This window comes from Pyrinomonas methylaliphatogenes (assembly GCF_000820845.2).
Taxonomy (GTDB): domain Bacteria; phylum Acidobacteriota; class Blastocatellia; order Pyrinomonadales; family Pyrinomonadaceae; genus Pyrinomonas; species Pyrinomonas methylaliphatogenes.
The window spans coordinates 249,282-264,680 of the sequence record NZ_CBXV010000002.1 but is presented as its reverse complement, the minus strand read 5'-3'; the positions used below and the strand labels follow the sequence as shown (position 1 = coordinate 264,680).

At 59.6% G+C, this 15,399-nt stretch carries 13 protein-coding genes; 9 read left to right on the top strand and 4 right to left on the bottom strand.

Going from position 1 to position 15,399, the window contains the following annotated elements:
• The first annotated feature begins 79 nt into the window (after positions 1–79).
• The 8 genes from PYK22_RS02825 to PYK22_RS02790 all read left to right on the top strand — a co-directional run bounded on the left by PYK22_RS02825 (position 80) and on the right by PYK22_RS02790 (position 8,686).
• Positions 80–577 (top strand): hypothetical protein, encoded by a 498-nt coding sequence (locus PYK22_RS02825; RefSeq protein ID WP_041974089.1) that lies wholly within the window; start codon positions 80–82, stop codon positions 575–577.
• A 237-nt stretch (positions 578–814) separates the two neighbouring features.
• Positions 815–2,242 (top strand): CCA tRNA nucleotidyltransferase, encoded by a 1,428-nt coding sequence (locus PYK22_RS02820; protein WP_041974087.1) that lies wholly within the window; start codon positions 815–817, stop codon positions 2,240–2,242.
• A 94-nt stretch (positions 2,243–2,336) separates the two neighbouring features.
• Positions 2,337–3,569: an acyl-CoA dehydrogenase family protein gene (locus PYK22_RS02815; protein ID WP_173568266.1), complete on the top strand. Its 1,233-nt coding sequence runs from the start codon at positions 2,337–2,339 to the stop codon at positions 3,567–3,569.
• Positions 3,570–3,861: 292 nt separating this feature from the next.
• Positions 3,862–4,902 (top strand): class II fructose-bisphosphatase, encoded by a 1,041-nt coding sequence (gene glpX, locus PYK22_RS02810; RefSeq protein ID WP_041974085.1) that lies wholly within the window; start codon positions 3,862–3,864, stop codon positions 4,900–4,902.
• Positions 4,903–5,005: 103 nt separating this feature from the next.
• Positions 5,006–5,533 carry a DUF2085 domain-containing protein gene (locus PYK22_RS16275; RefSeq protein WP_060635264.1) on the top strand — a complete coding sequence of 176 codons (528 nt, stop codon included), beginning with the start codon at positions 5,006–5,008 and terminating at the stop codon, positions 5,531–5,533.
• Positions 5,534–5,578: 45 nt separating this feature from the next.
• The gene (locus PYK22_RS16270) at positions 5,579–6,079 is read left to right on the top strand and encodes a DUF5518 domain-containing protein (RefSeq protein WP_060635263.1); all 501 of its coding nucleotides are present in this window, start codon (positions 5,579–5,581) and stop codon (positions 6,077–6,079) included.
• A 103-nt stretch (positions 6,080–6,182) separates the two neighbouring features.
• Complete coding sequence (locus tag PYK22_RS02795; protein ID WP_083437552.1) at positions 6,183–7,799, top strand: glycosyltransferase; 1,617 nt, start codon at positions 6,183–6,185, stop codon at positions 7,797–7,799.
• Between the two features lie 38 nt (positions 7,800–7,837).
• Positions 7,838–8,686: a DMT family transporter gene (locus PYK22_RS02790; RefSeq protein WP_162199777.1), complete on the top strand. Its 849-nt coding sequence runs from the start codon at positions 7,838–7,840 to the stop codon at positions 8,684–8,686.
• Positions 8,687–8,881: 195 nt separating this feature from the next.
• Here PYK22_RS02790 and dnaJ read toward each other — a convergent pair whose 3' ends face one another.
• The 4 genes from dnaJ to hrcA form a co-directional block, all read right to left on the bottom strand.
• Positions 8,882–9,997 (bottom strand): molecular chaperone DnaJ, encoded by a 1,116-nt coding sequence (dnaJ, locus tag PYK22_RS02785; RefSeq protein ID WP_041974080.1) that lies wholly within the window; start codon positions 9,995–9,997, stop codon positions 8,882–8,884.
• 98 nt (positions 9,998–10,095) lie between these two features.
• The gene (gene dnaK / locus PYK22_RS02780; protein WP_041974078.1) at positions 10,096–11,919 is read right to left on the bottom strand and encodes a molecular chaperone DnaK; all 1,824 of its coding nucleotides are present in this window, start codon (positions 11,917–11,919) and stop codon (positions 10,096–10,098) included.
• Between the two features lie 74 nt (positions 11,920–11,993).
• A complete protein-coding gene (gene grpE, locus PYK22_RS16265) occupies positions 11,994–12,767 on the bottom strand; it encodes a nucleotide exchange factor GrpE (RefSeq protein ID WP_060635262.1) in 774 nt (257 codons plus the stop codon).
• Positions 12,768–12,794: 27 nt separating this feature from the next.
• A complete protein-coding gene (hrcA, locus tag PYK22_RS02770) occupies positions 12,795–13,898 on the bottom strand; it encodes a heat-inducible transcriptional repressor HrcA (RefSeq protein ID WP_060635261.1) in 1,104 nt (367 codons plus the stop codon).
• A gap of 459 nt (positions 13,899–14,357) precedes the next feature.
• On the opposite strand from hrcA, the gene PYK22_RS02765 reads away from it, so the two are divergent.
• Positions 14,358–15,089: a SprT-like domain-containing protein gene (locus PYK22_RS02765; RefSeq protein ID WP_041974077.1), complete on the top strand. Its 732-nt coding sequence runs from the start codon at positions 14,358–14,360 to the stop codon at positions 15,087–15,089.
• The last annotated feature ends 310 nt before the right edge of the window (positions 15,090–15,399 follow it).

Below are 15,399 nucleotides of genomic sequence, written 5' to 3'. Positions count from 1 at the left end.
CATCCTTTGGCGTTCGGGCTGCTTTGCAGGCAAAATGTCCGTTAGCGATTGGTCCGAAAGCGACAGAAAGATTATATCAATGCGCCGAGAGTGGGTTCAAATCATCGGTATCGTTTGGACGTTGCTCTACGCTGCGATCATCATCTGGCTTTATGCGGCGCGCCCGCAGAACTTGGGCGAGGTCGCGACGAGCGCCAGCGTCGCCGTCGGAACTTACAAGGTGGACGAAGGGCACTTTCGGTCCGGACTGGAGCTTTTTCGGCGCGAGCAGTATCGCGCGGCGCGCGAAGAATGGCGATTAGCAGATCCGGCAGAGCGCGATGCGCGCACGCAGTTCTACATCGCTTACGCTTTCTACCGCGAAGGTTGGGGACGGCTCTACAGCGATGATGAACTCTTTCGTCGCGGCCTCGAAGCGGTGAATCGCGCCATCGAATTAAGTGGCGGCGCGCTTCGCATCGAAGACCCGGACTTGAAGATTCATACGCCGGTCGAATTGAAAGTTGAGCTTGAAGAAGGCTTGCGTCGGGATTGGAGCGACCTCAACCCGTTGAAGGTCTTACGTGAGCGTAAATGAAAAGAGTCCGAAGAGATTGAGCAAAAATCTTTTCTCCCGAATTGAAAGTCTTACGTGAGCGTAAATGGTCGGAAAGGGTCGCGGGGCAACGATACCCCGCGCGAGTCTCAGGCTCGGCGAGCTTTTCGCGCGTAAAGCTCCAGTGATCGCCATCGGGCGACATCGGGCGAGAGGACCTTGTGCGAGCGCGAACGAAAGAGGAACGGATCATCGTGATTGCGGGCGTTTGGATTCGAGATGAACCTGCCTATTAGAAGGAAGATCCCGGAAAAGATCATCCGTCTCGCTGAGCGCGTGCGCTCAGAGCGTGGACGCGCGCTGCTCGTCGGCGGCTGCGTGCGCGACCTCTTGATCGGTTTGGAACCGAAAGATTGGGATGTCGAAGTCTATGGCGTGGAGCCGGAAAGACTGCGCGCGATCCTGGATGAGATGTTCCAGACGGTCGATTCGGTAGGCGCTTCGTTCGCCGTGTACAAGGTGGATCAGGATCTCGAAGTCTCTTTGCCGCGGCGCGAAAGCAAAAAGGGGCGCGGCCATCGCGCTTTCGTCATCGAGGGCGATCCCAGCATGTCGGTCGAAGAGGCGACTCGCCGGCGCGATTTCACGATCAACGCCATTTTGATGGACCCGCTCTCCGGCGAGATCATCGATCCTTTCGGCGGTCGGGCCGATCTGGAAGCGCGCATCTTGCGCGTCGTCTCGCCGAAGACTTTCCCCGAAGACTCCCTTCGCGTCTTGCGCGCCGCGCAGTTGGCCGCTCGCTATCAGCTACGCATCGAACCGGAGACCATCCGCCTTTGCCAGGCGATGGATCTTTCGGATCTGCCGGCGGAGCGCATCTGGGGCGAGATGGAGAAACTTTTACTCCGGGCGGAGCAACCCTCAATCGGATTGCAATATCTGGTCGAATTAGGCGCGGCGCATCAACTCTTTCCCGAGATCGAAGCGCTCATCGGTTGTCCGCAAGACCCGGAGTGGCATCCCGAGGGCGATGTCTTCACGCACACGTTGCTCGTCGTCGATCGCGCGCGCGAGATGATCGCCGACCTCGATCGTCCGCGGCAAGTGACGTTGATGCTCGCGGCGCTCTGTCACGATTTCGGCAAACCCTCAACGACCGTGTTCAGCGAAGGGCGCTGGCGTTCGCCCGGACATGACGCAGCCGGAGTCGAGACGACCGAAAGGTTCCTCGACCGGTTGAAGATCTTCACGCTCGACGGTTACAACGTGCGCGCGCAAACGCTCGCCCTCGTGCGTGAACACTTGAGACCGGGCGAGTTCTACAAAGCGCGCGCTTCGATCAGCGACGGCGCTTTTCGCCGTCTCGCTCGGCGATGTGAGCTCGAGCTTCTCTACAGACTCTCGAAAGCCGATACTTTAGGCCGTAACGCACCGTGGGTGCCACGCGAGCGGTGGTTTACGACCGAAGCGCAGGATTGGTTTATCCAACGTGCGAGAGAATTGGATGTCGCGCAAAAAGCGCCGCCGCCGCTTCTGCTGGGACGCCATCTCATCGAGATGGGGTTTCAGCCGTCTCCTCTCTTCGGCCAAGTCTTGCGTGAAGTCTATGAGATGCAGCTCGATGGGCGCATCCAAAATCTCGATGAGGCGAAAGAGGCAGGGCGCGCGTTGCTGATCCGTTTGCAAGAAGAGGCGCGAAGATGAGCAGATCTTCGGGCGCTTTCTGAAGTCATGTGATTTGAGATAAGATCGCTTTTGCTTACTGCTCCGGCACGTTGATGAAAGGGGAGCTGAAGGGATGATAGATTTCGAATTGACCGAAGATCACAAAGCGATTCAGCGGATGGTGCGCGAATTCGCGCAGCGCGAGGTCGCGCCTTACATCAAAGAGTGGGACGAAAAACAGCATTTCGAACGCTCCGTGCTCGACAAGATGGCCGAACTGGGCCTTTTGGGCATCTGCATCCCGGAAGAGTACGGCGGCGCCGGTTTCGATTACATCTCGCTCGGGTTGGCGTGCGAAGAGCTCGAAGCCGTAGACACTTTCTTGCGCGTCATCATGAGCGTGCATGTCGGATTGAATTCGCTGACGCTGCTCGCGTGGGGCACAGAAGAGCAGAAGCAAAAATACCTTGTGCCGCAAGCGCGAGGCGAGAAGATCGCCACTTACGGTTTGACCGAGCCGGGCGCGGGCTCGGATGTTGTCGGCATTCGCTCGACGGCGCGACGCGAAGGCGACGAGTACGTTTTAAACGGCGAGAAGATGTGGATCAGTCTCGCCGATGTCGCCGATCACTTCCTCTTCTTCTGTTGGACCGATGAAGAGAAGCGTCGAAAGCGCGATCACTCTGGAATTTCGTGCTTCATCGTCGAGCGCGGGATGAAAGGTTTTTCGTCGGGCACGATTCACGGCAAGATGGGCATACGGGCCGGGAACACGGGCTACTTCTCGCTGCAAGACGTGCGCGTGCCGAAAGAGAACTTGGTCGGCGAAGAGGGCGAGGGCTTCAAGATCGCCATGTTCGCGCTCGAACAGGGGCGTTACACGGTCGCCGCGGGAGCGACCGGGGTAATCCGCGCCTGCCGCGACGCTTCGATCGCTTACGCTCTCGCGCGCGAAACCTTCGGCACCAAGATCGCCAATCATCAGTTGGTCAAGCAGAAGATCGCTGAAATGGAAGCCGACTATCAAATGTGTCGATTGCTCTATCTGCGCGCCGGATGGATGAAGAACGTCGGTTTGCCGAACGCGCGCGCGACTAGTTTGGCCAAATGGCAGGCGACCGTGCGCAGCGAGAAGGCGGCTTCGATGGCGATCGAAGTGCACGGAGCGAACGGTTACTCGAACGACTATCCAGTCGAGCGGTACTTCCGCAATTGCAAAGCGGCGGTGATCTATGAGGGCACGCGCGACATCCACACGCTGATGCAGGCCGATTGGGTGCTCGGCCTCAAGCAGGAGAAACCGGCGCGCAAGACTCTGCCACCTTATCGCTCCGCACATGCCTCTCGCACCGCGGCGGTCGAGTGAAGATCGCAAAAGGCTGGACAGAGCTGGTTGGGGAAGCCGCACACATCTCTCACAACTGGGACGGTCGAGTGAAGGGTTCACGAAGTTGGCCCGTCGGGCCGGTCTTGCAGTCAGGTCTTGCGCTGCGGCGGTCGAGCCTGACGAGAGCAAACGGAGCCGGTTCGTCTTCGTTCGTCTTCTGATCGATCGAACGCTCGCCGCGAATTCAAGGCTGTTCATCCAAGCTCGCGCTCTGCTAGTATGGCAGCGGTTTTGTTGATCGGATGAACGATTTCGAAAAGGGGGCGAAACGATGGAAGCGGAAATCCACTCCGAGCAACTCTCGCTCGATTTTCTGCGCGTATGCGAAGCTGCCGCAATTGCCGCCGCGCGCACGATGGGAAAGGGCGATCGCCGTTATTCCGATCAAGTAGCGGTCGAGGCGATGCGCAAGGTCCTCGACACGGTGCCGATGCGCGGGCGCATCGTGATCGGCGAAGGCGAACGCGATGAGGCGCCGATGCTTTACATCGGTGAAGAGGTCGGCATGGGAGCGCGGGCGCATCGTGAGAACGATTATCCGGAAGTCGATATCGCCGTCGATCCGCTGGAAGGGACGAACCTTTGCGCGCTCGGCGCAAATAACGCGATCTCGGTGATCGCCGCGGCGGAGCGCGGCGGATTGTTGAACGCGCCGGATATCTACATGGATAAGATCGTCGTCGGTCCAAGTTCGCGCGGCGCAGTCGATATCGACGCGCCGGTCAAGGATAATCTGCGCAACATCGCTCGCCGTCTGGGGCGCGACGTCGAAGATTTGACGGTCATCGTTCTTGATCGTCCGCGCCACAAGAAATTGATCGAGGACATTCGCGCGGCGGGCGCGCGGATTCGCCTGATCTCTGATGGCGATCTATCTGCGGGGATTTCGGCTGCCGTCGCTGGGACCAATATCCATGCTTTGATGGGGATAGGTGGTGCGCCCGAAGGCGTTTTGACCGCAGCGGCGATGAAGTGTTTGAACGGTGAGATCCAAGCGCGGCTGGTCTTCGACCCGGAACGCTTGGGCGTTGACCGGAACAAAGTCCCGCCAGCCGATAAAGTGATCGCGCGGCTGCGCGAGATGGGGATCAACGATCCGAATAGGGTCTATGATACGAACGATCTTGCGCCCGGTAAGAAGATCATCTTCGCTGCGACGGGAGTCACCGATGGCGCATTGCTTCGCGGCGTCCGTTTCTTCGGCGCCGGAAAGCGGACCCATTCGCTCGTGATGACGACTGAGACCCACCGCATACGTTTCATCGATACGGTGCATGTCGAAGGTGGTCCAGATGCGGTGATCAGATTCTAGAAGATCAGCGGGCGATTCTGCATCTCTGCTAAGCGCCTCCTTGCGCCAGAGGATTGGCTGGGCCGAGCGTGGCATGTAAAATCGGGGGCTCGAGGGCCGAGCGATGCTCAGCGAGAGGAGGCAAATCGTTTCGGAAGCGGAGCGTTGGGCCATCTGGACTTTCGTCGCGCTCAGTGCGCTTGTCGTCGCCGCGTCGATTTTCGCGGCGCCGTTTCTCGCCTCGCGCCGAGCAGGGTTCGCCGCGTACCTCATTTACGGCGCGTTCGCGCGTGTTTGCCATCAGCTCCCCGAGCGCTCATTCCATCTGTGGCAACATCAACTGGCGGTCTGCGCGCGCTGCACGGGCATATATATTGGGTTCGCGTGCGGTGCCGCGATCTATCCTTTAGGACGCGCGGGATGGCGCATGCCGCACCGACGTTGGCTCATCCTCGCGGCGGGGCCGATGGTCATCGATTGGGCTTTGGGCTTTACGGGGTTATGGGAGAACACTCATCTTTCGCGGGCTATAACCGGCGCCCTCTTCGGCGTCGTTGCTGCTTTTTATCTTACTCCCGGGCTACAAGATTTCTGGGCGACGCTCAAACTCTTGCGGCGCGAGAGGGCTTCAACCTATCATCAGCCATCTTGATAGGACCACGGGCGCTTTAGAGATCTTTTGAGGAGATGATGAGCGATGAGCGAGAAGATGAGGCCCGCTCTGATCGGCGGCGTTTTATTGGGCGTATTGTCGGCGATACCTATCATCAACCTCGCTAACATCTGTTGCTGCTTGTGGGCGGTGATAGGCGGATTGATCGCCTCGTATCTTTACATCAAACGTTCAGCCGGGCCGGTTAGCCCCGGCGATGGGGCGCTCGTCGGTCTTTGGGCGGGCGCGATCGGGGCGGTGATCTACCTCGTGCTCGGCATACCGCTTTCTCTGCTCTTCCGTGAGACTTTCAACCTCTTCTTCGTCAGGTTGATGAGCAACGTGGATCCGATGCAGGCCGAGCTGCTCAGGCAACAGATCGAAGCGCAGAGCCGCTCTTTCGGGGAGACTTTGCTCCTGAGCACGCTCTTTGCCTTGATCGGCGCGATCATTCTCGCCATCTTCTCCGTTCTCGGCGGCCTGATCGCCGTCCCGTTGTTCGAGAAGCGTCGAGCGCCGGCGGGGCCACCATCTTCGCCACAGTGACGTTCGCCGCTCGGTTCTAGGTCGAAGCTGGACCGCCTTTGACAGGTGGCGGGATGTGGATCGAAAATTCATCATCCGAAACGATCAGGCCTGAGTCTTCGAGATGATCATCGGAACGACGCTAGCCTTCGAGTTCGAAACGCCGGAAGAGTTGCTGCAAAGGCTCTTTGCCGAGATCACCGTCAAAACGGCGGACAACATAAGTCCGCTTTATCGGCTTGACGCTTTCGATTGGACGGTGCTCGCGCTCTATTTCGGACTGCTCGGCTTCCTCTCCATCTACGGCGCGTATCGCATCAAACAGGTTGTAGATTTCTGGCGTTATCGGCATGTGGCGCCGCAGCCGAAAAGGATTTTCGGCGAGGATGAGCTTCCGCCGATCACCGTGCAACTGCCGCTCTTCAACGAAGTATACGTCGTCGAGCGATTGTTGAAGGCGGTCACCTCGCTCGATTATCCGCGCCATCTTCTCGAGATACAGATCCTCGACGATTCGACGGACGAGACGCAGCAGCTAGCGCGCGCGCTGGCGGAGCGATATGCGCGCGCAGGTTTTGACATTCACTACATCCATCGCGCGGACCGGAGCGGATTCAAGGCGGGGGCGTTGGCCAATGGGTTACGCACGGGGCGTGGTCAGTTGATCGCCATCTTCGATGCCGATTTCGTCCCCAAACCGGATTGCTTGCGCAAGATGGTCCACTTCTTCAGCGATCCGCTCGTCGCCTGCGTGCAGATGCGCTGGTCGCATATCAACGGGGCATACAACCTTCTCGCGCGCTTGCAGACGATCATGCTCGACGGTCATTTCGTCATCGAGCAGACGGTGCGCAATCGGGCGGGCGGATTCTTCAATTTCAATGGGACGGCGGGAGTTTGGCGGCGATGCGCCATCGAGATGAGCGGCGGGTGGCAGCACGATACGCTCACCGAGGATACGGACCTTTCGTTCCGCGCGCAGTTGATGGGATGGCGTTTCGTCTATCTGCTCGATGAAGATGTGCCATCGGAAGTGCCGGTCGAGATCAACGCCTTCAAAGCGCAACAGAGGCGTTGGGCCAAAGGCGTGACCGAAGTGGCGCTCAAGCTCTATCCGCGCATCTGGCGCGCTTCGCTCCCGCTGCGCGTCAAACTGGAGATGTTCTTCCGCCTCACGGGGAACATCAGCTATCCGTTGATGATCGTGGCGAGCCTGCTTCAATTCCCGCTGCTCCTCGTGCGCTACAATCAAGGTTTCTATCATCTAATGCTCTTCGATCTTCCGCTCCTTTTCTTCTCCACGGTCTCGGTGGTCCTCTTCTACGGCTCGGCCATCTGGTACCTTGATGGCGGGCGGTCGCGGCGATTGCTTCATCTGCCGCTGGTGATGGCGCTTGGCATCGGGCTCGCTTTCTCGAACGCGCGTGCCGTGCTGGAAGCGTTGTTGGGCATACGCACGGAGTTCGTGCGCACGCCGAAATACCGCATCGAGCGGGCCGATGATGCGACTTGGAAACGGAAGAAGTATCATCGGCGGCGCGGTTGGTTGCCGCTGCTCGAATTGTCGTTCGCCTGTTACTTCCTGCTGGCGTTGGCATATGCCGTACACATGGAGCTGTGGGGGACGCTCCCTTTCCTCATGCTCTTCTTCTTCGGCTATGCCTATATGGGCGTGATGAGCCTGCTTCAGACGCTCAACGGGAGCGTTCTTCGTCAGCCACGCAGCTTGCGGCTCTCATGAGGGCGGGGCGAGAGCGCGAGCTGGCCAAGGGGCGAGCAGTGGGATCATGGCGATCGCCGCTCGTTTTGATCGCCATCGCGGCCATGCTCTTCAGTACGGGCGGACTCTTCATCAAATTGAGCTCGCTCTCCGCCTTCGCGCTATCGTGCGGACGATGTTCGCTCGCCGCCGTGACCGTCGCGTTTTTGACGCGCCGTGAAGGTCTTAGTTTGAATCGGATCGTGGCGCTCGCGGCGCTTCTCTACGCGGCGCTGTTATTGCTCTTCGTCTTGGCGACCAAACTGACGACGGCGGCCAACGCGATCTTCCTTCAGTACACAGCGCCGGTCTATATCCTCGCGCTCGAGCCGATCCTTTACGGCGAAAGATTCCATTTGAGCGATCTCGCTGTCGTCGGCGGTTGTCTTGTCGGCATGGCGCTTTTCTTCGTCGGGAAGCTCGCGCCGTCGGACTGGAACGGGAATCTCGCCGCGCTGGCTTCGGGCTTCTGTTACGCGCTCTTCATGCTTCTGCTTCGCCATCCGCGCGCGCGGCTTATCAACAGCGCAGCGCCGGTCTTCTACGGCAATCTCCTACTTGCAGCGGTGACCGCGCCCGCTTTGCTCGATGAGGCGTCGGCGCTCTCTGGGCGCGAAATCCTGATCATCTGTTACTTGGGGGTGGTCCAGTTGGGTGTGGCCTATATCCTCTTCACGCGCGGGATCGCGCGCGGCGCTCGTTCGCTCGATGCCGGCATCATCGGTTATATCGAACCGGTCCTGAATCCGCTATGGGTCTTCATCTTCCTCGGCGAGCGGCCTTCGCCTTGGGCGCTTCTCGGCGGCGCGATCATCATCGCAGCGGTCGGCTGGCACACGCTCAGGCGCGCGAAAAGGATGGCGGCTTGAGACCAGAATGGCGCGAGGATCGGTCTATAGAGCTGATTCGAGACCGCGCTTCGGCCATGGATGCGGGAATGCGATTTCGCCGCGATCGATCTCTGAACGTGCGGCTCAACTTCAAGGGCTTCGTCGAGCTTAGCTGAAGATGCTTCTCGCGGGCCGTCGATCGCGTCTGCCAGCGCGTACTAGCTTTCGTCGAGCTTAGCTGAAGATGCTTCTCACCTTGTCCATCAAGCTTTCGTTCTCGAAGTCGCGATCTTCGATTTCGGCCAGTTGTTCGAGCAGGCGGCGTTGTTCGCGCGTCAGCGAAGTTGGCGTGACGACCGTGACGGAGACGAAGAGATCTCCGCGCCCGTGCCCGCCGAGGATGGGCATCCCGTGACCTTTGAGGCGGAAGACGGTGCCCGTTTGCGTGCCCGGCGGTATGCGCAAGGTCTCCTGTTTGCCGTCGAGCGTCGGGATGCTGAGTTCTGCGCCAAGCGCGGCTTGGGCGAAGGAGATCGGAACGTTGATGTAGAGGTTGTGACCTTGGCGTTCGAACCTTTCGTGTTCGCGAACGTTGATGACGACGTAGAGATCTCCCGGCGGCCCGCCGCGTTCGCCAGCTTCGCCTTCGCCAGCGATGCGCAATCGTGAGCCGGTTTCAACTCCCGCTGGGATTTTGACCTCGAGCGTCTTTTCGCGCTCGATGCGCCCTTTGCCGTGACATTCGCGGCATGGCGTGCGGATGATGCGCCCCGTTCCGCGGCATGCGCTGCAAGTGCGAGCGACCGAGAAGAAGCCTTGCTGATAACGAACTTGACCCATGCCGCCGCAGGTCGGACAGGTCTCCGGTTGCGTGCCGGGTCGCGCTCCGGTACCGTGACAGACGTGACAGGTCTCAAGGCGCGGGATGCGAATCTGCGCCGTCATCCCGCGTGCCGCTTCTTCGAGCGAGATCTCCAAGTCGTAGCGCAGATCGGCGCCGCGCTGCGGCGCTTGGCGGCGCGCGCCGCGACCGAAGATGTCGCCGAAGCCGAAGAAATCGTTCAAAATATCTTCGATCCCGCCGAAACCGGCTGGCCCCCAGCCGGCGCTGGCCGCGGCGCTGCTCGAAACGCCAGCGTGTCCGTAACGATCATAAAGCGCGCGTTTCTCCGGATCCGAGAGGACCGAATAGGCCTCTGCCGCCTCTTTGAACTTCTCTTCCGCTTCTGGATCGCCGGGATTTTTGTCCGGATGGTAGCGGACCGCGAGTCGCCGGTAGGCGCTCTTGATCTCCTGCTCGGTGGCGTTACGGCTGACGCCTAGGACTTCATAGTAATCCCTTTTGGCCATATCCCCTTAGGCTCTGGAGTCGATCTTCGATCTCGTGGAATCGGCACCCGATTGCGTTTAAGATAATACATCGAAAGCCTATTCAGGCCGAAACTCCTCTATCGTTCTTCCGTTAGGCTTGTCGGGTTGAGCATCGCCGCCGTGAGCTGATCTGCCAGCCGCTCGACGGCTTCGAGCGCTTGGCGGATCTCTGCCGGATCTTCGGATTGTACTGCCGCTTGTGCGCTGTTCAAAACCTCGTGCGCTTCGCGGCGCGCTTCCATCGACAGCATCGCGCCGAATTCTTGGAAGGTCCGTTCCGTATTGCGCATCAAGCTGTCGAGTCGGTTGCGCATCGCGATCGTCTCTTTGATCCGGCGATCGGCTTCGCGAGCCGCGCTCGCTTCAGCGATGAGGCGTTCGATCTCTTCGGCGGAAAGTCCGGAGGTCGGTGTGACGCGCATCTGCTGCTGTTTGCCGGTCGCTTTGTCGAGCGCCGAGACCGAGAGCATGCCGTTGGCATCGACCTCGAAAGTCACTTCGATCTGCGGCACGCCGCGCGGCGCGGGCGGCAGGCCGACGAGTTCGAATCTGCCAAGCGAACGATTGCCGCTGGCGATCTCACGCTCGCCTTGAAGGACGTGGATCTCGACCGACGACTGATTATCGACGACGGTGGTGAAGATGAGGCTTTTGCGTAGCGGAACGGTCGAGTTGCGTTCGATCACTTTGGTGAACAGACCGCCGCGCGTCTCCACCCCGAGGCTGAGCGGCAACACATCGAGCAGCACGATATCCTTCACATCGCCCATCATCACGCCAGCTTGAATCGCGGCGCCCATGGCGACGACCTCGTCTGGATTGATCTCCGCCGATGGTTCGCGCCCGAAGATCTCGCGGACCGTGCGCATGACGATGGGCGAGCGCGTTTGCCCGCCGACGAGCAGCACCTTGTCGATCTCGCCCGGTTGGAGCTTCGCGTCCCAGAGGGCTTTTTGACAGGGTTCGATCGTCTGCTCGACCAGATCGGCGACGAGTTCTTCGAACTTCTCGCGCGTCAACGTCTTGTTGAAATGCTTCGGCCCTGTGGCGTCCGCGGCGATGAACGGCAAGCTGATCGTCGTCTCGGTGAGCGAAGAGAGTTCACACTTGGCCCGCTCGGCGACCTCTTTCATGCGCTGCAACGCGAGCCGATCGTGGCGGAGATCGATCCCAGTGTCCTTCTGGAACTCTTCGATCATCCAGTTGACGATCCGTTCGTCGAAATCTTCGCCGCCGAGGAAGGTGTTGCCTGCGGTCGAAAGGACTTCGAAGACTCCATTGTTGATCTCGAGGATGGAGATGTCGAACGTCCCGCCGCCGAGGTCGTAGACGGCGACGCGCTCGTTGTCGGCGCGGCCCAGCCCGTAAGCGAGCGCGGCAGCGGTCGGCTCATTGATGATCCGTTCGACTTTGAGCCCGGCGATGCGTCCCGCATCTTTGGTCGCTTGGCGTTGCGCATCGTCGAAGTATGCGGGCACGGTGATGATGGCTTCGGTCACAGGTTCGCCGAGGAAGTCTTCAGCGGCAGCCTTCAACCGCTGCAGAACGATGCTCGAGATCTCTTGCGGACTGTAGACGCGCCCGCCGACGCGCACGCGCGCATCCCCGTTCTCCGCTTCGACGATCTCATACGGACAGGTCTCGCGCGCTCGCTGGACCTCTGGCGAATCGAATCGTCGCCCGATCAGGCGCTTGACGGCGTAGACCGTATTGGCCGGATTGGTGACGGCCTGGCGCTTGGCGATCTGACCGACGAGCCGTTCGCCTTTCTCCGTGAACCCGACGACAGAGGGCGTGGTCCGCCCGCCCTCTTTGTTGGGGATGATCTGCACGGTGCCGCCTTCGAGCACCGCCACACAACTGTTCGTCGTTCCCAGGTCAATACCGATGACTTTGCCCATAGCGCTTACGGTGGATGGTGGTCAATGGAAGTACGGTCGAGCGGATGGCTGCGCGATGGACCATCCGCGGAGCATCATTGTTTGATCGCGACTTTGACCATCGCGGGGCGCAGGAGTTTATCGCCGAGGGTGTAACCGCGCACGATCTCTTCGATGATCGTGTTTGGTTCGACCTCATCGGTCGGTTCAGTTGCGATGGCTTCGTGAAAGTGTGGATCGAATTGTCGCCCGATGGTGGCGACGGGTTTGATCCCGAAATTCTCAAGGATGCCATCCAACTGTTTGCTGATCAGTTCGACTCCTGCGAGAAAGTGGCGAAATTCCGCCGATTCTTCGGCTGCTGCGGAGCGCTCGGCCTCCAGCGCGCGCCGCAGATTGTCGAGCACGGGGAAGAGTTGGCTGACGACTTCTCCGACGACGCGCTGATAGGTTTCGGCGCGCTCGCGTTCGAGTCGCTTGCGGAAGTTTTCGAACTCAGCTTGACGGCGCGCCAGCAGATCGCGCAATTCTTCACGCTCGCGCTTGAATTTGGCTAGCTCGCCTTCGACGCGACGCAATTCGGCGCGCGCAGCGATCAGCTCGGCCATGACTGGACCGGCAGCTTCGACCGCGGATGGCGTCTCTTCGCTCGCTTGGGGCGCGCTCTCTTCGACCGCATCTTGATCGCAAGGCGCCTCATCTGAGCAGACGACCTGAGCTTCATCCGTAGACCGGGCGGAATCGAGCTGCGATTCGATCCCATCTGCGATTTCAGGCGCCGCTTCGATGCTCTCCGACTCTTGCTGAGACGCGGGTTGATCAGCGAACTTGATCGGGATGGATTTTCGATGCCCTTTCTTCTCCGTCATGATGAACCATGAATCTGAACGGGGATTTCAAACTGCCACGCTCGCCGCGCTGAACTTCTGTTCGAGAATGCGCGCGACATGATTGACGAGCGCGATGACGCGCTCATATTCGATGCGCATAGGGCCGACGACGCCGAGAGCGCCGAAAGAGCCATCGGCGATACGGTAAGGGGCGGTGATCATAGAGCAGTTGCGGAGCGCCGGAGCTAGATTCTCCCTGCCGATCATGATCTGAACGGCGTTCGCACATGGATCGCGCGCGAGGCATTCGTTAATGATCCGAACCAGTCTCGATCTCTCTTCGAGCGTGCGCAGCAACTCGCGCAGAGTCTCCAGATCGGAGAAGTCGGGTTTCGTTAAGATGTTCGAGGCCCCATCGACATAGACTTCGCCGCGCTCTTTTTCCGCTTCGGCGAAGCTCCGTTCGCAAAGCAGAGCGGCCTGTCTCAACAGCTTGTTGTAGAGCGCCTCTTCCTCGCGCAATCGCCGCATGAGTTCGGCGCGGATCGCGACGAGACTCCGCCCCTTGAATTCGGCGTTCAGATAGCGCGCGGCGCGATCGAGCTCCTCTTGCGCCATCGGTTCATCGAGCCGGATGAGGCGATGCTGGATGATGTTAGGCGCAAAAACGAGCACGACGAGCGCCCGTTCATCGGCGAGCTTGACGAATTCGACGTGTTGCAGGCGATTGTCGGCCATCGGAGGGGAGAAGGCGATGCCGACGTTGTTCGTCAGCTCGGATAACAGATGAGATACGCGCTCCATCAAACGTTCCGGATCCTCTTCGTCTTGAAGCCTGGTGATCGCGCGCCGAATGGCGAGGCGATCGCCCTTAGGCAGCCGCGCCTCGCTGATCATATGGTCAACGTAGAAACGATACCCCTTATCGGTGGGGATGCGCCCGGCGGAGGTGTGCGGCTGTTCGACGAACCCGGCTTCCTCAAGTTCAGCCATCACGTTGCGAATCGTAGCCGGACTCCATCGCGCCTCGCCAGCGCAACGCTCGGACACGGTGCGCGATCCGACAGGCTCGCCCGTGGCGATGTGCTCGCGCACGATCGCCGCAAGGATCGCTTGCGCGCGCGCGTCGGGAAGCCAACGGCTGGGTTGTCTGTGGCCCATCGAAACCATCCGAGGTGCGCTCCTGCCAAGGAACGCGCCATGGAAGTATACCGGATGGGTGAACGGCTGTGCAAACATCTTTTTCTCCGCCGAGGCGACTTCGGGGCTGCCGATAAACTTTTCCGTTCCAATTAGTTGGCGGCGAAACCGCGGGCGCGAGATCCGGCCTTGCGGGTTAAACTTCTCATCTCACAAGGTTTATGGAAGGCGGGTGAAGGCCCCCGTGTTCGGGCGACGTGCCCCGTCTCGCCCAGATGCTTAGACCGCCCATAGGGTTAGCCGAAGTCGTCCGAAAGGGCGTTTGACGCCGCTCCGCCTCTCTCCTTAAGATGGGGCTGAATTCTTTCCTTATCAGCAATACAGCCGAAGTGGTCCGAAAAGAGAAACGGCAGCCAGGCATACCGCCCATGTTTCGCCAACCAGCGGCTCGAAGCTGATAGTTCTAGCGACAAGGGGATGAGAAGAGAGATGTCGGATGCAGCATCGCACTTAAGTTACCTGTATACGGAAGCTTTTCGTCAAATTGAACCGAAGAGGATGCCGCCTGAGGTGGACGTGCGGTTTTATCCTTACGCTGGCCTTCATCATACGATCCGATTGCGTTCCGGGCGCGTTTACGTTCGCATCTCGGATATATTTCGCCACGCGCCGCTCAAAGTGCATCGTGCGCTCGCCTTTATCCTCGTCTCCAGACTGCTGCGGCGGCGCACGCCCGAAGTGCATGATCGCGTCTATCGGGATTACGCTTGCACTCCTGAGATCATGCGCGCTGCGGATCTCGCCAGGCAAAAGCGCGGGCGAAAAGTCATCTCCTCAGCGCGCGGTCAGGTATATGATCTCGATCGCATGTTCGATCGGTTGAATAGGCGCTATTTCGGCGGCAAGCTGCCGAAACCGACGCTGACCTGGTCGCAGCGTCGGACGCGGCGCATTCTGGGGCATCACGACGGAGTGCATGATACGATCGTGATCAGCAAGACGCTCGATTCGCGCGATGTTCCCGAGTGGTTCGTCGAATATATCCTCTATCACGAGATGTTACACATCAAACATCCAGCGCGCTTCATCAACGGGCGACGCTACTACCACACGAAAGCTTTTCGCGCCGAAGAGCAAAGATTCCCTTACTATGAGCAGGCGCAGGAGTGGCTCGAACGGATCGCCCGACGTTATTATGCGCCGCGCGCCCGCGCCGCCTGAGATTTTTCGTCCGCAGGCGAAGCTCGCGCGTCTAAAGGTACGGAGCCAACAACAGGCGCGTTCACAAAAGAGGGTCGCTCGAACTTTTTGAAACTCAAAAGCAGCGAGCGGCGTTTAATGAAGCAGGAAGGTGGGCTCCTCCGAATGAGACGGGCCAGCTTTGAGACGCTTCTCCCTCCGGCGTTTCACGCTGGCCCGCTCTCCTTTCAATCGACCGCGCGGCGAAGAGTCCGAGCGCGATCCATTAAAAGATCCTCACGAGGTAAGCTGCGCGCCATCGAGGCTAATGATGACGCCGAGCGCGATCCAT

Bases quoted from the DNA above. Each gene is read 5' to 3' on its own strand.
- PYK22_RS02765 (WP_041974077.1), top strand. From the start codon at position 14,358: ATGTCGGATGCAGCATCGCACTTAAGTTACCTGTATACGGAAGCTTTT.
- PYK22_RS02820 (WP_041974087.1), top strand. From the start codon at position 815: ATGAACCTGCCTATTAGAAGGAAGATCCCGGAAAAGATCATCCGTCTC.
- glpX (WP_041974085.1), top strand. From the start codon at position 3,862: ATGGAAGCGGAAATCCACTCCGAGCAACTCTCGCTCGATTTTCTGCGC.
- PYK22_RS16275 (WP_060635264.1), top strand. From the start codon at position 5,006: ATGCTCAGCGAGAGGAGGCAAATCGTTTCGGAAGCGGAGCGTTGGGCC.
- PYK22_RS02815 (WP_173568266.1), top strand. From the start codon at position 2,337: ATGATAGATTTCGAATTGACCGAAGATCACAAAGCGATTCAGCGGATG.
- PYK22_RS02825 (WP_041974089.1), top strand. From the start codon at position 80: ATGCGCCGAGAGTGGGTTCAAATCATCGGTATCGTTTGGACGTTGCTC.
- dnaK (WP_041974078.1), bottom strand. From the start codon at position 11,919: ATGGGCAAAGTCATCGGTATTGACCTGGGAACGACGAACAGTTGTGTG.
- dnaJ (WP_041974080.1), bottom strand. From the start codon at position 9,997: ATGGCCAAAAGGGATTACTATGAAGTCCTAGGCGTCAGCCGTAACGCC.
- grpE (WP_060635262.1), bottom strand. From the start codon at position 12,767: ATGACGGAGAAGAAAGGGCATCGAAAATCCATCCCGATCAAGTTCGCT.
- PYK22_RS16270 (WP_060635263.1), top strand. From the start codon at position 5,579: ATGAGCGAGAAGATGAGGCCCGCTCTGATCGGCGGCGTTTTATTGGGC.
- hrcA (WP_060635261.1), bottom strand. From the start codon at position 13,898: ATGGTTTCGATGGGCCACAGACAACCCAGCCGTTGGCTTCCCGACGCG.
- PYK22_RS02795 (WP_083437552.1), top strand. From the start codon at position 6,183: ATGATCATCGGAACGACGCTAGCCTTCGAGTTCGAAACGCCGGAAGAG.